The sequence below is a fragment of the Kaistia granuli DSM 23481 genome (assembly GCF_000380505.1).
Classification (GTDB): domain Bacteria; phylum Pseudomonadota; class Alphaproteobacteria; order Rhizobiales; family Kaistiaceae; genus Kaistia; species Kaistia granuli.
In genome coordinates this window covers 256,844-276,096 of the sequence record NZ_AQYH01000008.1, presented here as the reverse complement: position 1 = coordinate 276,096, position 19,253 = coordinate 256,844, and the positions used below count along the sequence as shown (strand labels likewise).

The 19,253-nt window shown below is 66.4% G+C and carries 23 protein-coding genes; 9 read left to right on the top strand and 14 right to left on the bottom strand.

Translation table 11 applies throughout. The features are described from left to right. Window positions 1-141 precede the first annotated feature (141 nt). Window positions 142-1,014, top strand: a complete 873-nt coding sequence (gene exbB, locus G342_RS0113675) for a tonB-system energizer ExbB (RefSeq protein ID WP_018183720.1) — start codon at window positions 142-144, stop codon at window positions 1,012-1,014. A gap of 8 nt (window positions 1,015-1,022) precedes the next feature. Further along, on the top strand, window positions 1,023-1,442 hold the full coding sequence (gene exbD, locus G342_RS0113670) for a TonB system transport protein ExbD (protein WP_018183719.1): 420 nt from the start codon (window positions 1,023-1,025) through the stop codon (window positions 1,440-1,442). Window positions 1,443-1,551: 109 nt separating this feature from the next. Here exbD and G342_RS0113665 read toward each other — a convergent pair whose 3' ends face one another. The 5 genes from G342_RS0113665 to lgt form a co-directional block, all read right to left on the bottom strand. Then, window positions 1,552-2,484, bottom strand: coding sequence for a ribose-phosphate pyrophosphokinase (locus G342_RS0113665; protein WP_026304423.1), 933 nt, complete (start codon window positions 2,482-2,484; stop codon window positions 1,552-1,554). Between the two features lie 150 nt (window positions 2,485-2,634). Further along, window positions 2,635-3,150, bottom strand: a complete 516-nt coding sequence (locus tag G342_RS0113660; RefSeq protein ID WP_018183717.1) for a hypothetical protein — start codon at window positions 3,148-3,150, stop codon at window positions 2,635-2,637. Between the two features lie 110 nt (window positions 3,151-3,260). Then, window positions 3,261-4,031: a peptidoglycan editing factor PgeF gene (pgeF, locus tag G342_RS0113655; RefSeq protein ID WP_018183716.1), complete on the bottom strand. Its 771-nt coding sequence runs from the start codon at window positions 4,029-4,031 to the stop codon at window positions 3,261-3,263. A 118-nt stretch (window positions 4,032-4,149) separates the two neighbouring features. Next, window positions 4,150-5,208, bottom strand: coding sequence for a class I SAM-dependent methyltransferase (locus tag G342_RS0113650; RefSeq protein ID WP_018183715.1), 1,059 nt, complete (start codon window positions 5,206-5,208; stop codon window positions 4,150-4,152). 17 nt (window positions 5,209-5,225) lie between these two features. Then, window positions 5,226-6,050, bottom strand: a complete 825-nt coding sequence (gene lgt / locus G342_RS0113645) for a prolipoprotein diacylglyceryl transferase (RefSeq protein ID WP_018183714.1) — start codon at window positions 6,048-6,050, stop codon at window positions 5,226-5,228. Between the two features lie 149 nt (window positions 6,051-6,199). On the opposite strand from lgt, the gene G342_RS0113640 reads away from it, so the two are divergent. Further along, window positions 6,200-6,496 carry an accessory factor UbiK family protein gene (locus G342_RS0113640; RefSeq protein ID WP_018183713.1) on the top strand — a complete coding sequence of 99 codons (297 nt, stop codon included), beginning with the start codon at window positions 6,200-6,202 and terminating at the stop codon, window positions 6,494-6,496. A gap of 171 nt (window positions 6,497-6,667) precedes the next feature. Next, window positions 6,668-7,003, top strand: a complete 336-nt coding sequence (locus G342_RS0113635) for a GIY-YIG nuclease family protein (RefSeq protein WP_018183712.1) — start codon at window positions 6,668-6,670, stop codon at window positions 7,001-7,003. A gap of 81 nt (window positions 7,004-7,084) precedes the next feature. Here G342_RS0113635 and G342_RS0113630 read toward each other — a convergent pair whose 3' ends face one another. Continuing rightward, complete coding sequence (locus tag G342_RS0113630) at window positions 7,085-7,972, bottom strand: branched-chain amino acid aminotransferase (RefSeq protein ID WP_018183711.1); 888 nt, start codon at window positions 7,970-7,972, stop codon at window positions 7,085-7,087. Window positions 7,973-8,271: 299 nt separating this feature from the next. Between G342_RS0113630 and G342_RS0113625 the strand changes: the two genes are divergently transcribed. The 3 genes from G342_RS0113625 to G342_RS0113615 all read left to right on the top strand — a co-directional run bounded on the left by G342_RS0113625 (window position 8,272) and on the right by G342_RS0113615 (window position 11,024). Next, the gene (locus G342_RS0113625) at window positions 8,272-8,763 is read left to right on the top strand and encodes a MarR family winged helix-turn-helix transcriptional regulator (RefSeq protein WP_018183710.1); all 492 of its coding nucleotides are present in this window, start codon (window positions 8,272-8,274) and stop codon (window positions 8,761-8,763) included. Between the two features lie 19 nt (window positions 8,764-8,782). Then, window positions 8,783-9,493: a response regulator gene (locus G342_RS0113620; RefSeq protein ID WP_018183709.1), complete on the top strand. Its 711-nt coding sequence runs from the start codon at window positions 8,783-8,785 to the stop codon at window positions 9,491-9,493. A gap of 151 nt (window positions 9,494-9,644) precedes the next feature. Beyond that, the gene (locus tag G342_RS0113615) at window positions 9,645-11,024 is read left to right on the top strand and encodes an ATP-binding protein (RefSeq protein WP_040878961.1); all 1,380 of its coding nucleotides are present in this window, start codon (window positions 9,645-9,647) and stop codon (window positions 11,022-11,024) included. A gap of 6 nt (window positions 11,025-11,030) precedes the next feature. Here G342_RS0113615 and G342_RS0113610 read toward each other — a convergent pair whose 3' ends face one another. The 6 genes from G342_RS0113610 to G342_RS0113585 form a co-directional block, all read right to left on the bottom strand. After that, on the bottom strand, window positions 11,031-11,873 hold the full coding sequence (locus G342_RS0113610) for a VOC family protein (protein WP_018183707.1): 843 nt from the start codon (window positions 11,871-11,873) through the stop codon (window positions 11,031-11,033). Between the two features lie 82 nt (window positions 11,874-11,955). After that, window positions 11,956-12,309 carry a tRNA-binding protein gene (locus tag G342_RS0113605; RefSeq protein ID WP_018183706.1) on the bottom strand — a complete coding sequence of 118 codons (354 nt, stop codon included), beginning with the start codon at window positions 12,307-12,309 and terminating at the stop codon, window positions 11,956-11,958. A gap of 64 nt (window positions 12,310-12,373) precedes the next feature. Beyond that, the gene (locus G342_RS24135; protein WP_018183705.1) at window positions 12,374-13,060 is read right to left on the bottom strand and encodes a hypothetical protein; all 687 of its coding nucleotides are present in this window, start codon (window positions 13,058-13,060) and stop codon (window positions 12,374-12,376) included. Between the two features lie 60 nt (window positions 13,061-13,120). After that, window positions 13,121-13,945, bottom strand: a complete 825-nt coding sequence (gene proC, locus G342_RS0113595) for a pyrroline-5-carboxylate reductase (RefSeq protein WP_018183704.1) — start codon at window positions 13,943-13,945, stop codon at window positions 13,121-13,123. A gap of 157 nt (window positions 13,946-14,102) precedes the next feature. After that, window positions 14,103-14,606, bottom strand: coding sequence for a type III secretion system chaperone family protein (locus G342_RS0113590; protein WP_018183703.1), 504 nt, complete (start codon window positions 14,604-14,606; stop codon window positions 14,103-14,105). A 345-nt stretch (window positions 14,607-14,951) separates the two neighbouring features. Continuing rightward, the gene (locus G342_RS0113585; protein WP_018183702.1) at window positions 14,952-15,164 is read right to left on the bottom strand and encodes a cold-shock protein; all 213 of its coding nucleotides are present in this window, start codon (window positions 15,162-15,164) and stop codon (window positions 14,952-14,954) included. Window positions 15,165-15,689: 525 nt separating this feature from the next. On the opposite strand from G342_RS0113585, the gene G342_RS0113580 reads away from it, so the two are divergent. After that, window positions 15,690-15,875: a hypothetical protein gene (locus tag G342_RS0113580; RefSeq protein WP_018183701.1), complete on the top strand. Its 186-nt coding sequence runs from the start codon at window positions 15,690-15,692 to the stop codon at window positions 15,873-15,875. Between the two features lie 3 nt (window positions 15,876-15,878). Here the strand turns inward: G342_RS0113580 and G342_RS0113575 are convergent, their stop codons facing one another. Together G342_RS0113575 and lepB are read right to left on the bottom strand one after the other, a co-directional pair. Then, window positions 15,879-17,051 (bottom strand): MFS transporter, encoded by a 1,173-nt coding sequence (locus tag G342_RS0113575; RefSeq protein ID WP_018183700.1) that lies wholly within the window; start codon window positions 17,049-17,051, stop codon window positions 15,879-15,881. A gap of 138 nt (window positions 17,052-17,189) precedes the next feature. Then, window positions 17,190-17,963 carry a signal peptidase I gene (gene lepB / locus G342_RS0113570; RefSeq protein ID WP_018183699.1) on the bottom strand — a complete coding sequence of 258 codons (774 nt, stop codon included), beginning with the start codon at window positions 17,961-17,963 and terminating at the stop codon, window positions 17,190-17,192. 210 nt (window positions 17,964-18,173) lie between these two features. Here lepB and G342_RS0113565 point away from each other — a divergent pair, with 210 nt between their 5' ends. Next, a complete protein-coding gene (locus G342_RS0113565; protein ID WP_018183698.1) occupies window positions 18,174-19,238 on the top strand; it encodes an LLM class flavin-dependent oxidoreductase in 1,065 nt (354 codons plus the stop codon). Window positions 19,239-19,253 lie beyond the last annotated feature (15 nt).

Sequence of the window (19,253 nt, the reverse complement as noted above, 5' to 3'; positions counted from 1 at the left end):
GCCGGAAACGCGCCGTCCGCCTGCTCAAATGGAAGATTGGGCCGCTGGTTCAAGCGGGTTTGCCGGCTGGTTCGGGTTGCGTCGATCCGGGCCGTGCGTTATTCGGACTGTGAAACTCATCTTTTAGCGGTATGTCTGGCCATGCTTGGAAACTTCCGTCGCGGTGCGGCGCTCCTCGTCGCGATCGTCGGTCTCGCGCTGCCCTTCGGGATCAGCGCAGCCTATGGCCAGGCGGAAGCGCCGGCGGTCGAATACGTCGCGCCGCCGACGGTCGATGTGCCCGAAGCCGGCAGCGGCGGGGGCGTCGATCGCGCGACCCTGCCGCATGATCTCTCGCCGGTCGGCATGTTCGAGAATGCCGACGTCGTCGTGAAGACCGTCATGATCAGCCTGGCCATCGCGTCGATCCTGACCTGGGCGATCTTCCTGTCGAAGACGCTGGAACTGGCCGGCATCCGGCACCGGACGCGCGCGCTCGGCGAGCGGATCGCCCATGCCCGCTCGCTGGCCGAGGCGGAGACGCAGGTAGCCCGACGCCGGGATGCGGCGGCCCTGCTGGTCCAGGCGGCGGCCGAGGAGGTGTCTATCTCCGCCGGTCTCTCCGCCGACGGCATCAAGGAGCGCGTCGCTTCGCGCTTCGAGCGGATCGAATCCGCCGCCGGTCGCGGCATGATCCGCGGTACGGCGGTTCTCGCCACGGTCGGCTCGCTGTCGCCCTTCGTCGGCCTGTTCGGCACCGTCTGGGGCATCATGAATTCGTTCATCGGCATCAGCCAGGCCAATACGACCAATCTGGCGGTTGTCGCCCCCGGCATCGCCGAGGCGCTGTTCGCGACCGCGCTCGGTCTCGTCGCGGCCATTCCCGCCGTGCTGTTCTACAACGTCTTTGCCCGCGTCATCGCCGGCAACAAGGCGGCGATCGCCGATGTGGCGGCCGAGACGCTGCGGCTGGTATCGCGCGATCTCGATCGCGCCCAGGCGCGCGGGCCGTCGCGCCTCGCCGCTGCGGAGTGAGGTGAGCCATGGCCGCCAAGCTCAGCCATCACGACGACGAACTCGTCGAGAACAGCGAGATCAACGTCACGCCGTTCATCGACGTGATGCTGGTGCTGCTGATCGTGTTCATGGTCGCGGCGCCGCTCGCGACCGTCGACGCGCCGGTCGACCTGCCGCGCTCCAACGCCAAGGCGGCGCCGCGCGCCGACAAGCCGCTGTTCCTGTCGCTGAAGGCCGATCTGTCGCTGGTGCTCGGCAACGACCCGGTCGCCGTTGACGGCCTCGGCGCGGCGCTCGACCATGCCACCAAGGGCAATCGCGAGGAGCGCCTCTATCTGCGTGCCGACCGCAAGGTGCCCTATGGCGATGTCATGGAACTGATGAACCGCCTGCGCGACGCCGGCTACGCCAAGGTCGCGCTCGTGGGCATGGACAGCGGCCGCTAGGCGCGCCTCCGCCATTCGAAGGTCCCAACATGCAAAAGGCCCGGACTGCCAGCTGGCATCCGGGCCTTTTCTTTGCTGTGCGCCGCCCGCGGGCGGCAGCGATGCCTTGTCAGATGAACAGGCTTGAGACCGACTTCTCGCTGGCGGTGCGGTTGATCGCTTCGCCGAGCAGGGTCGAGATCGAGGTGACGCGGATGTTCGGCGCCTGACGCACGGCCTCGGTCGGCTGGATCGAGTCGGTAATCACCAACTCCTTCAGCACCGAATTGCTGATGCGGGCGACGGCGCCGCCCGACAGCACGCCATGGGTGATGTAGGCGACGACCGACTTGGCGCCCTGCGCCAGCAGCGCTTCGGCTGCGTTGCAGAGCGTGCCGCCGGAATCGACGATGTCGTCGAACAGGATGCAGTCGCGACCCTCGACATTGCCGATGATGTTCATGACTTCCGACTCGCCCGGGCGCTCGCGGCGCTTGTCGACGATGGCGAGCGGCGCGTCGATGCGCTTGGCCAACGCGCGGGCGCGGACGACGCCGCCGACGTCGGGCGAGACGACCATGACGTTCTGGAGCTCGTAGTGCTCCTTGATGTCGCGGGTGATCACCGGAACGGCGAACAGATTGTCGGTGGGGATGTCGAAGAAGCCCTGGATCTGCCCGGCGTGCAGGTCGAGGGTGAGGACGCGGTCGGCGCCGGCATGGGTGATCAGGTTTGCGACCAGCTTGGCCGAGATCGGCGTGCGCGGGCCGGCCTTACGGTCCTGGCGGGCATAGCCGAAATAGGGCAGGACCGCCGTGATGCGGCGCGCTGAGGAGCGGCGCAACGCATCAATGATGATCAGGAGTTCCATCAGGTGGTCGTTGGCCGGGAAACTGGTCGACTGGACGACGAAGACGTCCTCGCCGCGCACGTTTTCCTGGATTTCGACGAAGATTTCCTCGTCCGCGAACCGTCGGACCGAGCACTTCGCGAGCGGGATTTCGAGATAGGTGGCGATCGCCTCGGCGAGCACCCGGTTGGAGTTTCCGGCAACCAGCTTCAAGGTCTCGTGTCCCGACGTGAGGAGGTATAGGGAGAGTCGACCCCGTGAGGAGCCGTTCGTTCGAGCGGCGGCGTTGTACCAACTGCGCCGCCGCACTGCAAACGCGATTCGCGTTCGAGCGGCAAGCGCCGAATGAGAGGGCGGCCCTGGTCAGGCGCCCGTTCCCCAGGCAACCAGGGCGGCGACGGTACGTCGCGCGACATTCGAGATGGCCCCTCCGTCGACGCCGAGCCACGGATCCTGCGACCCGTTGGCCGAGGTTTCCTGGCCGGAAATGCGGTGGACGCGACGTCCGCTGGCGTCGAAGACGTCCCAGACATAGACGAGGATGGTGCCGGAGGAATCGCCGACCGCCGACAGATAGCCCTTGATCACATAGCTGGCCTGCGTGTCGCCGGACGGCACGAGCGCGACGTTTTGCGCCACTGCTTCCTGGGCGAGCTGTGTCGACAGGCTTGAAAGGATATGGGCGGGCGCGCCGGTAATCGGGGCAAAGGAGAACTTCGCCGTCGCGAAGGGCACGGCCGGCAAAGCGGGTGCACTGGCGTCGGGAGACGCGGATGCCGCCGGCTGGCTCTCGCTCAGCGTATTGTTGCAAGCCGCCAGGACAAGCGTTGCCAACAGGATGGCGGCGCAGGCCAGCGGCCGATTTCCCTTCACCATCATGGCGATCGTCCTTTCGGCGCGGTCGTCAGGACCCCGAAATCCTGTCTAGCGGCAATTTCCGGCGCGGTCCAGAAGTGCTTCGCCATGCGCGAAAGCCCCTTCGTCCAAGCTCAGGCGGCGATGCTGATGGCGTGCAGCAGGCGGCCGTAGTCGGGCTCGCCGGCATGAGTGGTGCGCCGATAGGAAAAGAAGCGATCCGGATCGGCATAGGTGCAAAGGGCGAGATCGCCGACCGTGCCCAGGCCAGCCGTGCGCAGCCGCATGCCGATATAGGCGGGCAGGTCGAACTGGTGGTGATCGGCGCGGGGCGAGGGCGTGAAGTAGGCCGCGTTGCTCTCACCGGCCTCGAGGAAGCGGGCGCGGAATTCTGGGCCGACCTCATAGGCGGATTTCGAGATCGTCGGGCCGAGCACGGCGACGATCCGCTCGCGCCGGGCGCCGAGGCTCTCCATCGCGGCGACCGTCGCCTCCAGCACGCCGGTGAAGGCGCCTTTCCAGCCGGCATGCGCGGCGCCGACGACGCCCGCCTCGCCATCGGCGAACAGGACGGGGCCGCAATCGGCGGTGCCGACGCCGATGGCGATGCCGGACCGGTTGGTCACGACGGCGTCGGCCTTGGGACCGTCGCCGGTCGGCCAGATCTTGTCGACGATGACGACGTCGGGGCTGTGGACCTGGTAGGGCGTCGCCAGCTGGCCGGGCGGCACGCCGAGCTCGGCGGTGACGCGGGCGCGATTCTCCAGGACATGGGCGCGCTCGTCGGCCGAGCCGACGCCACAATTCAGGCTGGCATAGATGCCGTCCGAGACGCCGCCGCGGCGGGTGAAGAAGCCGTGCCGGATGCCGGGGAGGGCGGAAAGTGCGTCGGCAGTGATCTTCATCGGGATCTCCCTCAAGAGCGTTTTCGAGCGAAGTGGGTACCGGTTCGCGTGAAGAAAACGCGAGCAGACAAGGAGCTAGATCAATGCGCCGTTTCGAGGAAACGGCGCATTGATCTATTCATCCGAATGGCGGCAAGACGAGGTCGCCGCCCGTCACGCACAGGACCTTGAACAGCGTGCCCATGGCGTCCGGGCCTGCCAGCCGCTCGACCGCGGCGCGGATTGCGTCCTGGGTGGCGCTGTCCTTGCCGGCGCCGAGGCGGCCGGCCCGTTCGAGCAGGCCGAGCGCGATGAGGAAATCGCCCTGCGTCCAGATTTCCGAGGCCCGGGCGTGCTGGGCGGCCGCGACCTTGGCCAAGGCCGCGAAATCGACATGCACGGTCAGATCCGCTTCGCCAGGATGGGCGAGCGGATGGTCGAAACGGTGGCCGCGCACGGCCTGCAGCGTGTCGCCGTAGCCGGTCTCGGCATGGCCGTAGTCGATCGCCAGCATCGCGCCGCCGAAGCGCTGCAGCCGCTCGGCGAGGGTGGCCATGATGGCAGTCGAGATCGAGGCGATCTCGACGACGGCGCCCGCCGGCGCAGCGTCGCCGACCCCGTCGATCCGCGCGCCGGGGCGAAGGCCGAAGGCGAGCTCACCGTCGCGCAAGCCGACCATGCGTTCGGCCCAGCCTTCCGGCGTGCGCAGGAATTGCCGAATCGGCAGGGCGTCGAAGAACTCGTTGGCGAGCAGGATGGTGGGGCCGTCGGGAAGGTCGTCGACCCGTTCGGCCCAGCGGACCGCATGTCCGGCAAGGGTATCGTTCTGGACGGCGCGGAGGCGCGGGCTCGTCTCGACGAGGACGATCGTCGCCGCCTGCTCGAAGCCGGGGGCGATCCGCGCGGCGCGCAGCGCGTCGGCCATCAGCGTGCCGCGGCCGGGGCCGATTTCGGCGAGGACGAAGGCATCGGGGCTGCCCATGCGCCGCCAGCACTCGACCGCCCACAGGCCGATCAGCTCGCCGAAGATCTGGCTGACCTCCGGGGCGGTGATGAAGTCACCCGCCACGCCAAACGGCTCACGCGCCATGTAATAGCCGTGCTCGGGATCGCCGAGGCAGGCGGCCATGTAGTCGGCGATGGTGATCGGTCCGAAGTTCTCGATCCGGCGGATGAGTTTCTCGCCGAGCGGCGTCATTTTCTCGCCAGGCGGCGTCATGCGGCGGCGACCGGCCGCCGCGATGCGACGATGAGCAGGATGATACCGGCGACGACTAGCGGCAGCGACAGCAGCATGCCCATGGTGAGCCCGCCGGAGAAGTAGCCGATCTGGATGTCGGGCTCGCGGAAGAACTCGGAGAAGATGCGCGCCAGGCCATAGCCGATGGCGAAGATGGCCGAGACGAAGCCGGGCTGGCGCAGGCGCAGCTGCTTGTGGGTGAAGAAGCGCAGCACCAGGAACAGAACCAGCCCTTCGAGGCCGGCTTCGTAGAGCTGGCTGGGATGACGCGGCTGGCCGTCGGCGTTCGGGAAAATGAAGGCCCAGGCGACGTCAGTTGGCCGGCCCCAGAGCTCGCCATTGATGAAATTGGCGATGCGGCCGAACAGTAGGCCGAAGGTTACCGACGGCGCGACGACGTCGATCAGCGACCAGGTCGGGATTTTGCGCGAGCGGGCGAACAGGATCATGGCGATGACGGTGCCGAGGAAGCCGCCATGGAACGACATGCCGCCGTTCCAGACCTGCAGGATCTGCCACGGCGCGGCGAGAAACAGGCCGGAATCGTAGAACAGCACATAGCCGAGCCGGCCGCCGACGATGATGCCGAGCGTCGCCCAGACGACGAAATCGTCGATGTCGATCGGCTTCATCGGCGCGCCGCCAGGTCCCCAGAGGCGGGGATTGGCGACGAGGCGCTTCGCGTACCACCAGCCGATCAGGATCCCGACGATATAGGCGAGCGCATACCAGCGTATGGCGAACGGGCCGATCTGGATCAGCGTCGGGTCGATGGCCGGGAAGGGAAGGGTGAACAGCATGAGGCGCTCCGGCGGTCAGTCGGGCGGCATTGGTGCGCTGATCCGGGGGGAAGGGTCAAGTCTGGCTGCGCGCGACGCGTCGACACCTTGTTCGTGACGGCGCTGGCAACCATACTAGAAGAGACCCGTTTACTCTCCGGAGGCTGCCCATGAACACGACCCCGAACCGGCTGTTCGACGAATTCGCCAAGCTGATGACCGACGCTGCCGGCATGGCCCAGGGCGTCAAGCGGGAGGCGGAGACAGTCATGAAGCATCAGGCCGAGCGCCTGTTCGCTGACATGGATTTCGTCAAGCGAGACGAATTCGATGTCGTTCGCGAAATGGCACAGAAGGCGCGGGCCGAAAATGACGCCTTGTCCGCGCGCGTGGCCGAACTGGAGGCGAAGCTCGCCGTCCTCACGCAGGGCCATGTGGTCGCCGCGCCGTCGACGGAAGAGCGCTGAGGCGCGCCCTCTCCCGTTTCTCCCTCACCTCTCCTGCGGGCAGAGGCGAGGGATATCTTTGTTTTATCCGGGTAATATTGACATCGGAATATCATCCGGGTAAAAGGTCGTTCTAGCGCGACCGCTCGAACACGGCGCGTCCTCTGTGGGCAGCTGATGGAGCGGATGAAAATGCAGCGCGAAGACCGGAAGGCGGCCATTGCCGCCTACAAGAAGCGGGAAGACGCCGTCGGCATCTATGCCGTGCGCTGCCTCGTCAGCGGCGAGGCCTGGGTCGGCAAGGCCCCCAATCTCGACGCCATCCAGAATCGGCTCTGGTTCACGCTCGGCCACGGCAGCTGCACGGCGAAGAGCCTGCAGGCCGCCTGGGACCAACATGGCGCCGCCGCCTTCACGATCGATGTGCTGGAACGGCTGGAGCCGGAAGAGTCAGCCTATATCCGCAACGCGATGCTGAAGGAGCGCTGCCTGCACTGGCGAGCAGAGCTCGGCGCACAGGCAATCTGAAATCCTGACAAAGAAAAACGGCCGGAGAGGTCTCCGGCCGTTTCGAATTTCGACCTGGATAGCAATATCCAGCGAGGCGGATCAGGCCGAGACCTTGGCCGGCTGGACCAGGTCCGTATAGGCCTGCATCAGGTCGGCGCTGATCTTGCCCGGCGTGAACTTGTGTTCGCCGATCTCGGACACCGGGGTGACTTCGGCAGCGGTGCCGCAGAGCCAGCATTCGGTGAAGGTCGACAGTTCTTCCGGAGCGATGCGGCGCTCGATCACCTCGATGCCGCGCGACTTGGCGAGGCCGATCACCGTCTGGCGGGTGATGCCATTCAGGAACCGGTCGGCCTGCGGCGTATGGATGACGCCATCCTTGACGAAGAACACGTTGGCGCCGGTCGCCTCGGCGACGTTGCCTTCCCAGTCCAGCATCAGCGCGTCGGCATAACCGCGAGCCTCGGCGGCATGCTTGGAAATCGTGCAGATCATGTACAGGCCGGACGCCTTGGCGAGCGACGGCGCCGTCTTCGGATCGGGACGGCGATACTTGGCCCAGTCGAGGCGGATGCCCTTCAGGCGCTCGGCCGGGGTGAAGTAGGACGGCCATTCCCAGGCGGCGATGGCGACGTTGATCTTGTTCTTCTGGGCCGAGACGCCGAGCGCGTCGCTGCCGCGCCAGGCGATCGGACGCAGATAGCCATCGACCAGGCCGTTCTTGACGAGCGTCGCTTTGCAGGCCTCGTCGATCTCGTCCAGCGTGAACGGGATCTGGAAGTCGAGGATTTCGGCGGAATGGAACAAGCGCTCGGTATGCTCGCGCAGCTTGAAGATCTCGCCGCCATACGCGCGTTCGCCCTCGAACACGGCGCTCGCATAGTGCAGGCCATGGGTGAGCACGTGAATCTTCGCGTCCTTCCACGGAACGAAGGATCCGTTCATCCAGATCCAACCATCTTTCTGGTCGAAGGGAACCGCGCTCATTTTCCTCACTCCATATCGGCCGCCGGCAGCGGCCGCGCCCTGTTGGCGTTGATTATCGTGCTTACTTCTCGCGCCGGAGTGGCAAAGTAAAGTCAGTTCCGGCTACGAGCTTTTGCGCGGTTTTGAAACAGTCGGTAATGTGCCGGTCGAAACGCCATCCCGAGAGCCAGACTCGCGGGGTGGGAAACGGCGGGCGCGTTCGATCATTTCGCCGCGACCGTTCATTAGGTAACAATCGAACCCATTTATGTCAACAAGGCTGACATAAATTTCGTGGCCGATTCGAAGGACAGAGATCTGTGCAGCGCGACGAGACCGTGACACCGCCGCTATCGATTCAGCAGCAGCCCGAACTCGTCCTGATTGAGCTCCTGTTCTATGCCTATCGGGACTTCGTGTCGGATCCGGACGTCGTGCTGGCGAAGTTCCAGTTCGGGCGCGCCCATCATCGCGTCGTCCACTTCGTCAATCGCCATCCCGGCATGCGCGTCGCCGACCTGCTCGACATTCTGAAGATTACCAAGCAGAGCCTCGGCCGGGTGCTGAAGCAGCTGATCGACACCGGCTATATCGAGCAGGTGCCGGGGCCGGTCGACCGCCGGCAGCGTTTGCTCTATGCCACCGCCAAAGGGAGGGCGCTCGACCAGCGGCTGACCGAGCCGCAGGCGGAACGGATCCGCGCCGCCCTCGCGCCGCTCGGGCCGGAAGGCCGGATCGCTGCCGAGCGCTTCCTTCGCCTGATGATCGACCCGGCCGAACGGGATAAGGTCGCGCAGATGATCGAGCACTGATGCGCGTGGAGTAGGCACGATGAGCGACTTGGCAACTGCCCCCCTGGCCGATGATGCGCCGCATCTGCTCGTGATCGACGACGATGCCCGTATCCGGACGCTGCTGTCGCGCTACCTGAACGACAACGGCTTTCGCGTCGATGTCGCGGCGAATGCGTCCGAGGCGCGCACGCGGCTCGGCGGCCTCGCCTTCGACCTCCTGGTCGTCGACGTGATGATGCCGGGCGAGAACGGGCTCGATCTGCTGAAGAGCCTGCGCGAGACGATGGACGTGCCGATTCTCATGCTGACGGCGCGCACCGAGCTGGAAAACCGGATCAAGGGACTCGAGCTCGGCGCCGACGACTATCTCGGAAAGCCGTTCGAGCCGCGCGAGCTGCTCCTGCGCATCAACGCCATCCTGAAGCGCGGCACCGCGCCGACGGCGCCGCTGATCGAGCAGGTCCGCTTCGGACCCTTCACCTTCCATATCGCCCGGCGCGAACTCCGCCGCGGCCAGGAGACGATCCGGTTGACCGACCGCGAACGCCAGATCATGGCCGTTTTCGCCGAGACCCCGAACGAGACGGTGCCGCGGCTGTCGCTGCTGGCCGAGGATGAACCGGCCGGCGAGCGCACCATCGACGTGCAGATCAACCGGCTGCGACGGAAGATCGAGGTCGATCCCGCCAATCCGCTGTTCCTGCAGACGGTGCGCGGCATCGGCTACCGGCTGGTGACGGAAGCGTGACGCAGGCTCGCGACCGGATTCAGGCGGAACGGGACCGGTGCTGATGGACAAGCCGCCGCATTCCTTCCAGCGCGGCACGACCGGCGCCTGGGCTGACTGGCCGGCCGTGGTGGCGCTGCGGCGATTGGGCCGCTCGCCGGCCGTCAACGCCATGCGCCGCGTGGCGCGACGCGCACAACCCGTCGTCGACGCCCTGCTCGTGCCCTATCGCTTCATCGGCAAGCGGCTGGCGGCCGCGATGCCGAAGGGCCTCTATGCCCGCGCGCTGATCATCATCATCACGCCGATCGTCATCCTGCAGTCGGTGGTCGCCTTCGTCTTCATGGAGCGGCACTGGCAGACGGTGACGCAGCGCCTGTCCGCCGCCACGGTGCGCGATATCGCGGCGATCGTCGACCTGATCGATACCTATCCCGCCGATCCGAATTTCACCCAGATCATTCGCATCGCGCAGGATCGGCTCGGCCTGATCGTCTCGGTGACGCCGAACGAGCCGTTGCCGCCGGCGGCGCCGAAACCGTTCTTCTCGCTTCTCGACAGCGCGCTGTCGCGCGAGATCGGCCGGCAGATCAACAAGCCGTTCTGGATCGATACCGTCGGCCGTTCCAATCTGGTCGAGATCCGCATTCAGCTCGGTGACAAGGTGCTGAGGGTGCTGGCCCGCCGCAGCCAGACCTATGCGTCCAATTCGGAGATCTTCATCTTCTGGATGGTCGGCACCAGCCTGGTGCTGCTGGCGATCGCCATCGCCTTCCTGCGCAACCAGATCCGGCCGATCCAGCAACTCGCCGACGCGGCCGAGGATTTCGGCATGGGGCGCGAGGCGGCCGACTTCAATCCGCGCGGCGCGCGCGAGGTGCGCCGCGCCAGCGCCGCCTTCATGGAGATGCGCCACCGCATCGAGCGGCAGATGGAGCAGCGCACGACGATGCTCGCCGGTGTCAGCCACGATCTCCGCACCGTGCTGACGCGTTTCCGCCTGCAGCTGGCGCTGCTCAAGGAGACGCCCGACGTGCGGGCGATGCGGCGCGACGTCGACGACATGCAGCGCATGCTCGAGGGCTATCTGGCCTTTGCCCGCGACGACGCGGACGAGCCGACGGCGGCGACCAATATCAGCACGCTGCTGTCGGAAGTGGCGGAGAATGCCCGTCGCGTCGGCCACGACGTGTCGCAGGACTTCCTCGGCGATCCGATCGTCAGCATCCGCCCGAACGACTTCAAGCGCTGCCTGTCCAACCTGGTCATGAACGCCTGCCGCCATGGCGACAGCATCAAGCTGCATGGCGTGCATGCCGATGGCTGGCTGGTCATCCATGTCGACGATGACGGGCCGGGCATCGACGAGGCCGAGCGCGAAGCGGTGTTCCGGCCGTTCTACCGGCTGGACGAAGCGCGCAATCTCGACGACAGCGGGACGGGCCTCGGCCTGCCGATCGCCCGTGACATCGCCCGCTTCCATGGCGGCGACGTCACGCTTTCCGAGGCGCCGGGCGGCGGCCTGCGCGCCACCGTCCGCATTCCGGCCTGATCCACGTCAGGCCGCCGGCGTCAGCCGAACGCGCGTGCCCCAGGGGTCGGCCAGCTCGCGTTCGGATCGGATGCCGGAGCCGGTCAGCGTGACATAGGCAAGTCCGCTGCGCTTGGGATCGCGCGGCCCGGCGCCGCGGCTCTGCCAGTTGTTGGCGCCGATATGATGGTGATAGCGACCGGATGACAGGAACGAGGCGCTCGGCATGGCGGTGACCTCTTCGAGGCCGATCTCCGACTTCCACCAGTCGGCCGCGACCTTGGCGTCGCCGACGCGCAGATGCACGTGGCCGATCCGCAGCAGGTCCGGCGCGGTCCGCCAGGGTTCGGAGGGACCATCCAGTGACGCGACGATGGCGTTGACGTCGAGCGGGTCGGTCGCCATGCGCACCGTGTCGCCATCCCAGGCCCATTCCTCGGCCGGCCGGTCGGAATAGATCTCGATGCCGTTGCCTTCCGGATCGGTCAGGTAGAACGCCTCGCTGACCAGGTGGTCGGCCATGCCGTCGACGGGCAGCCGCTTCTCGCTGGCATGGAGGATCCAGCGGGCGAGGTCGGCGCGGGTCGGCATCAGGAAGGCAGTGTGGAACAGTCCCGCCTGGCGCGTATCGTCGGTCGGGGCGCCACGCGGCGACGGCTCGATGCGAAGCAGCGGCACGCCGCCGGCGCCGAGCACCGCGCTCCCGGACGCAGCCGGCAGGGTCTCGAGGCCGAGGATCGCCCGGTAGTAATCGGCCACCTTGTCGACGTCATGCGCCTTGAGGCCGACTTCGGCGATATGGATCGGCCGCGTCAGTGCGAAGGGGAGGCCGGCTTCGGGGCGGGTGGCATCGGTATCAGGGCTGCTCATGGCGTCATGACCTCTGGTTGATACCGATATCTAGGCTCTCGCCGGGGCGATCGACAGCCGCCCCGGAGTGAACACACCGTGCTCAGAAGAGCCGGCCGCCATTCGGCACGGCGCGCTCGACCGCCGTCAGCACGACGTCGCCATCGGCGTCGGGCATGCCGAGCGTCAGCACTTCCGACATGAAGGGGCCGATCTGGCGCGGCGGGAAATTGACCACCGCCATCACCTGACGGCCAATCAGTGTCTCGGGCTGGTAGTATTTGGTGATCTGGGCCGACGACTTCTTGCGGCCGATTTCGGGGCCGAAATCGATGACCAGCTTGAAGGCCGGCTTGCGCGCCTCCGGGAACGGCACGGCCTCGACGATGGTTCCGACCCGGATGTCGACCTTGAGGAAATCGTCGAAGCGGATTGTCGTCGGTGCGGGCGCGTCCATGCCATCTCTCCGTATGCCTGAGCCGGAACGGGTAGCATGGTCAGGCGCCGCGTCAAGGCGCCGATCAGGCGGCGGGCGTCGCCTTGTCGGGCGCGGCGTCCCGGTTGTCGCCCCGTTTCGGCCGACGACGCTCGAACTTGCGACCGACGCGGCACAGGAGATCGACGGCGCGGTCGCTCCGCCGTGACCAGCTTTCCGCCTGCTCCAGCGCCCGGTCGAGGGCCGCCATCGTCCGCGACAGGTCCGGATCCTGATCGTCGCGCCAGACCGGCAGGATGCGCGTCATCATCAGCACCAAGCCCTGTGCCCGCGCCGCGCCGCGCAGGCCGCCGGTCGAAACGTTGGCGGCGGCGAGCATGTAGCGGGCGGAATCGAGCCCCAGCTGGTTGAGGCAGAGCGCGAGGCCGGGATCGCGACGGGCCGAATCCGCCAGATGGCCGACGGCGGCGCGGTAGGGCGCCAGCGTATCCAGCCGCTTCATGATCAGGTCGAACAATCGGTCGCGCGCCGTCTCCTCCGGCGAGGGGGCGTCGGCGGCGTCGAGCACGGCGCGGTCGATGCGCCGGGTAAAGTTGGCAAGGATCGAGATCTTGCCGTCATAGGCGGTGCGCAGCTCGCCCAGCGAAACCTCCGCGCGGGCGGCGATGTCGCCGAGGCCGATGTCGGCGAAAGGCTTCTCGGCCAGCAGCGCCAGGAACGCGTCGGTGATGCGCTCCGCCGGGGCGCGGCCCTTGGTCTTCTCAGTCGCCATGATCGGATCTCCTGTTCAGACCCCTCATCTAGGGATCGAATAGGGCGGCTACGAGTCCGCCTAGCCGGCCAGTTCCTCGGCGCGACGCTTGGCGGCGGCGACGGCGCGGTTCAGCAGCGGCCCGAAGCCGTCGTCCGCCATCAGCACTTCGAGCGCTGCGGCGGTGGTGCCGCCCGGCGAGGTGACGTTCTTGCGCAACGTCTCGGCGGGAAGCGGCGACTGGTTGAGCAATTCGCCGCCGCCGACAACCGTCTGGCGGGCGAAACGGGCGGCGAGCTCGGGCGGGAGCCCGGCTTCCACGCCGGCGGCCGCGAGGCATTCCGCCAGCAGGAAGACATAGGCGGGGCCGGAGCCCGAGACCGCCGTCACCGTGTCGATCAGACCCTCGTTCTCGACCCAGCCGACTTCGCCGACGGCCGCCAGCAGCGCATCGACGAGCGCGCGGTCGGCCTCGGTCACGGCGCCATTGGCGAAGGCGCCCGTCATGCCCCGCCCGACCTGCGCCGGCGTGTTGGGCATGGTGCGGACGATGGCGCCACCGAGCGCCGATTCCAGCGTCGCGATCGTCGTACCGGCGGCGATCGAGACGACGACCGTCTCGGGGCTGATCAGGGCGCGCACGGCCGGAAGCGCCGCGCCCATCATCTGCGGCTTGACCGCGAGCAGCAGCACGCGCGCCGCGACGTCGGCCGGAGCGCTGATGTCGTGGGAAATGCCGTGGCTTGCCAGCAGGCTCAGCGTCTCCGCCGGTGGGTTCGGATCGACGACGATCACGGCCTTAGGGTCAAGGCCGCCCGCGAGCCAGCCGGTCAGCAGCGCGCCGCCCATCTTGCCGGCGCCGATCAGGACGATGGGGGAGGTGGGCGTGAGGGCGGAGAGTGACATGCGGGAGCGCTCGTTCTGGGAAAGGCGATGCCTTTCTCTACGCGTGTCGGCGGCGCTGCGGAAGACGCCTTGCAACGGGAGGCGAAAGGACGGTTCGCAGTCATGGCTGACGGGGGGGAATCCGGCGCGCGCAGAGCGGGCGCCGGAAGAAGATGGTTCAGGCTTCGCCGACGGTCTCGAACAGAACTGTCTCGAGCGCGTCGGCGGCGGACTTGCCGGCCCAGACGACGAACTGGAAGGCCTGATAATAGCGCTCGCAACTTTCGATGGCGTTCTCGAGCAGGCCTTCGACCTGACGGCTGTTCGGCTCGGCGCCGCCGGCCAGCAGTAGCGTCTGCCGGTACATCACGACGCCTTCCTTGCTCCAGAGGTCGAAGTGACCGATCCAGAGCTGCTCGTTGACGAGGGAGAGCAGGCGCATCACCTCGGTCTTGCGCGGCTCCGTCACTTTGAGATCGAAGGCGCAGGCGAGATGGACGGCTTCCATGTCCTCCATCCAGGAGAACGAGACGTGGTAGTCGCACCAGCCGCCGGCGATCGAGATCGTGATCTCGTCATCGCCCGACCGTTCGAAGCTCCAATCATTGAGCCCTGCAATGTGCTCAATCATGTCGACCGGATTGGACTGACGGTCTTCGGTTTCGAAGTCGATGAGGCTCATGGCCGACCCTCGCGCTTGATCGGGTGAATACGCAACGCAACAAAACGACTGCCGAAAGCAGATCTCCAGTTCCACCGCGCCGGTCGAGCAAGATCGCCTCCGCGTCGGGCGGAATGATCGGCTCGCATATCGAACTCAACACGGGCGCAGGAAGGAGCAGCGCGAATCTTCATTGGAATCAGTATATAGGCAGGCCGTAGAATTGCGCGATGACTTTTCATCCACGGCAGTGTCGGAATTGTGGACGCCCGTATGGGGCTTGTTCAACCTGAAGCCCGGACGCGCAAAAGCCGCCGGGCGGGCCGGCGGCTTTCTCGTTCAATCCCAGTGGGATAAGGCTGATGCCTAGCCCGGCTGAAGGTCGACCGCCTTCGGTCCCTTGCCGCGCTTGTCCGGTTCGGTCTCGAACGTGATCCGCATGCCGTCGTTGAGGTTCGATAGACCCGAGCGCTCGACAGCCGTGACGTGAACGAACACATCCTTGCCGCCATCGTCGGGTGTGATGAAGCCAAAGCCCTTCGAGGCATTGAAGAACTTGACTGTACCAGTCTGTCGCATCGCTGTTCCTTTCCCATTCCTCTGCTCTTCACCGGCCGCTCCGCTCGGCCGGCGCACTCCAGGCACTCAGGTGTCGGGGAAAGGTCTCTGCGTCTTCTCGGTATCGTGCGGTCGCTCGCGCTAGCCGCCCCACGGATGCCGTAGCATCCGACGCGCGTTTGTCCAGTCTCCGTCGGGTCCTCTGCCCGTGCGGACAAAACTATGCTTCAGCATTGCGAGGAAATCAATGCCCTAGCTTACGCTTGGTAATGTTGATGTCATCTTGAGCGATATTGCGGCGCCGACGATGCTATCCGGAAAGCCGCCCTTAATATAAGCCACCTGCTAGCAACTCTGGCGCTGCAACTTGCGGTGCAACAGTGGAGCGACGCCGGGCCGCCGGACCCTTGTCACAAAACTGGCACGATCGCTGCATATTGCAGTGCGAAGTGCCGTAGCGGCCACCGCGAAAATAGTGCGGGGCAGGCGGAACCCGACGGCGGATGCCGCATTGGGACGGTGCGCGGGGTAGGCGGAGTGTGGGTCATGTCTGGATTGAACGCAGATAATCTGCTGGCTGCGGCGGCGGTTTGGGTAGCCATCATGCTGCCGAGTGCCGCTTTTGGAGGCGATCCGGTGCCCGCCGGAGTGCTGGTGAAGCAGTGCCAGGCGCTGGAGGCTCAACCGGTCGCCGGCATCGACCTCGGCCATGCGCTCGATCGGGACGCCTGAGTTCTAGGCCGTCCGGACGAGGTTCCGGGCCTGGCGTTTCGCCAATTGCGATGAAATAAGAGCAACGGCCAGGGCCAGGGCCGAGAGCGCCGCGCCGACAATCGGCAGCATGTCGTAGGCGGCGCCATAGGTGATGGCGAGGCCCCCGATCCATGCGCCACCCGCATTTCCCATGTTGAAGGCGCCCTGATTGAGGGTCGAGGCGAGGTTAGGCGCATCGCCGGCGCATTCGATCACCCGCATCTGCAGCGGGGCGATCAGGATGAACATCACGCATCCCCAGACGAAGACACTGATGCAGGCCCCGATCACGGAATGGCTCGACCAGGAGAACTGGGCGAGCACGAGGATCATGACGGCCAAGGCGCCGATGATCGTCGGCATCAGCTTCCAGTCGGCGAGGCGGCCGCCGATCAGGTTGCCGATGGTGATGCCGACGCCGAACAGCAGCAGCACCCAGGTCACCTGATGCGGCGCCATGCCGGTCACTTCCTGCAGGATCGGCGCGATATAGGTGAAGCAGGCGAAGGTGGCGCCGGCCGCCAGCACGCTGATCGCCATGGCGAGCCAGACCTGCAACCGGCGGAATACTGCGAATTCGCGCACCAGGCTGGGCGGCGCTGCCGCGCCCCGGTCGGAGGGAACCCAGGCGATGATGGCGGTGACGGAGACGAGGCCGATGGCGACGACGGCCCAGAAGGTCGAGCGCCAGCCGGCGATCTGGCCAAGTGCCGTGCCGCCGGGCACGCCGAGAATGTTGGCGAGCGTCAGGCCGGCGAACACCAGCGCCATGGCGCGGGCGCGCTGGTTGCGCGGGACGAGTGTGCCGGCAACGACGGCGCTGATTCCGAAGAACGCGCCGTGGCCGAAGGCGGTAAACACGCGGGCTGCCATCAGCAGCCCGTAGTTCGGCGCGATGGCGCAGAACAGATTGCCGAGCACGAAGAGCGCTGCTAGGCCGACCAGCGTCAGCTTGCGCGGCAAGCGTGACGTCGCAACCACGATGATCGGGCCGCCCACCACGACGCCGATGGCATAGCCGGTGATCAGCAGGCCGGCGCTCGGGATCGACACGCCGAGATCGGCAGCGACCTCGGGCAGCAGCCCCATGATGACGAATTCCGTCGTGCCGATGCCGAACGAGGCGATGGCCAGGGCGAAGAGCGCGATCGGCATAAGGGATCCGGCAGGCGAGGAGAGGGGGGGAAGGGCGGCTAGGATGCCGTCGGATCATGCGTGCCGAATTGTGCATTTTGCAACGCACAATTCTTCAGCCGTTGCGTTTTGCGACGCGGCGTTACCGGTTTGTCGGGATCAGGTGATCGAGGTGAACAGCCGGTTCCAGCGGATCGACCACGGCCATTTCCAGAATTCCCAGACGCGGGCGCCGTCGGCGATCGAGAAGAACACCCAGCGCGCCTTGCCCTCGATGTTGTCGTAGGGGACGTAGCCCATCGACTGCATGTCACGGGAATCGGCCGAATTGTCGCGATTGTCGCCCATCATGAAGAGATGGCCGGGGGGAACCTCGAACTTCGGCGTGTTGTCGTAGGAGCCGCGGTCGCCCTCGATCTCGATGATCTCGTGCTTGACGCCGCTCGGCAGCGTTTCCTCGTAGCGCGGCGCCTGGATGACGTTGCCGAAGAAGTCCTTGGTCTCGTAGGGCGGCAGCGGCGTCCGCTCGACCAGCTGGTCGTTGATGTAGAGACGACCATCGGTGAGCTGCACGGTGTCGCCGGGCCGGCCGATCACGCGCTTGATGTAGTCGGTCGAATTGTCCTTCGGCCCCTTGAAGACGACGATGTCGCCCTGTTCCGGCATCGAGCCCCAGATGCGGCCCTCGAACGGGCCCATGCCATAGGGGAAGGAATAGCGTGAATAACCGTAGGAATATTTCGAGACGAACAGATAGTCGCCGATCTCCAGCGTCGGGATCAACGAGCCCGAAGGAATCTCGAAGGGCTGGAACAGGAACGTGCGGACGATCAGGGCGATGATCAGCGCTTCGGCGAAGACGCGGATGGTACCGCCGAGGCCGTCCTTGGACGGTTTCTTCTGCTCGGCGGTCTTCTCGATTTCAGCCATCATGCGACTTTCAGCCGATAGGGGAACCCGTCATTTAGGCGATGCGCGACCTTGGGGCAACCGCGCGCCGTCGCCGCAGGCGAGGCTGGTAAGCCCGTCCTCGCGTCGCCGGGCCGAGCATCGCTCGGGAAGCAGGGGCTGACAGCCGGCCCGTGTCGCTCCTATATCAGCGGTCCCGGACGCGCTCCGCTGCCACCCAATGAGGCGACCACCATGGAATTCGGCGTCTACACCTTCGGCGACAACATGCCGGACCCGCTCACGGGCATCCGTCTCAATCCGGCGGAACGGGTGCGCAACCTGCTGGAGGAGATCGAGCTCGCCGATCAGGTCGGGCTTGACGTCTTCGGTCTCGGCGAACATCACCGGCCGGATTATCTGATCTCGGCGCCGGACGTCCTGCTTGCCGCGGCGGCGGCGCGGACGAAGACGATCCGGCTGACCAGTGCCGTCACCGTGCTGTCCTCCGACGATCCGGTCCGCGTGTTCCAGCGCTTCTCGACGCTCGATCTGATCTCGAACGGCCGCGCCGAGATCATGGCGGGACGCGGTTCCTTCATCGAATCCTTCCCGCTGTTCGGCTTCGATCTCGGCGACTACGACACGCTGTTCCAGCAGAACCTCGATCTGCTGCTGCGGCTGCGCGATGGCGAGCGGGTCACTTGGCCAGGCGGCCATCGCGCGGCGATCCATGATCTCGGCGTCTATCCGCGTCCGGTCCAGCAGCCCTTGCCGGTCTGGATCGCGGTTGGCGGCACGCCGCAATCGGTGGTGCGCGCCGGCGTGCTCGGCCTGCCGCTGGCGATCGCGATCATCGGCGGCAATCCGGCCCATTTCCAGCCGCTGGTCGAGCTTTATCACCGCGCCGCCCGGGAGGCGGGCAGCGATCCCGCTGCGCTGCGGGTCGGCATCAATTCGCACGGCTTCCTGGCGGAGACGTCGCAGGAGGCGGCCGATGTCGCCTACCCGCCCTTCGCCGCGGTGATGAACAAACTCGGCCAGGAACGCGGCTGGCCGCCGACGACGCGCGGCCAGTTCGAAGCCCAACGCCGCCTGCAGGGAGCGCTGTTCGTCGGCAGTCCGATGGAGGTCACGGAAAAGATCCTCTACCAGCACGAGCTCTTCAATCACGACCGTTTCCTGATCCAGTTCAGTGTCGGCACGCTGCCGCACGACAAGATGATGAAGTCGATCGAACTGTTCGGCACAAGGGTCGTGCCGGAGGTGCGCAAGGCGCTCGGCATCGGCGCGCGGCCGGCGACCCTCGCACAAGGCTGAGAACGCCGGGGCGGC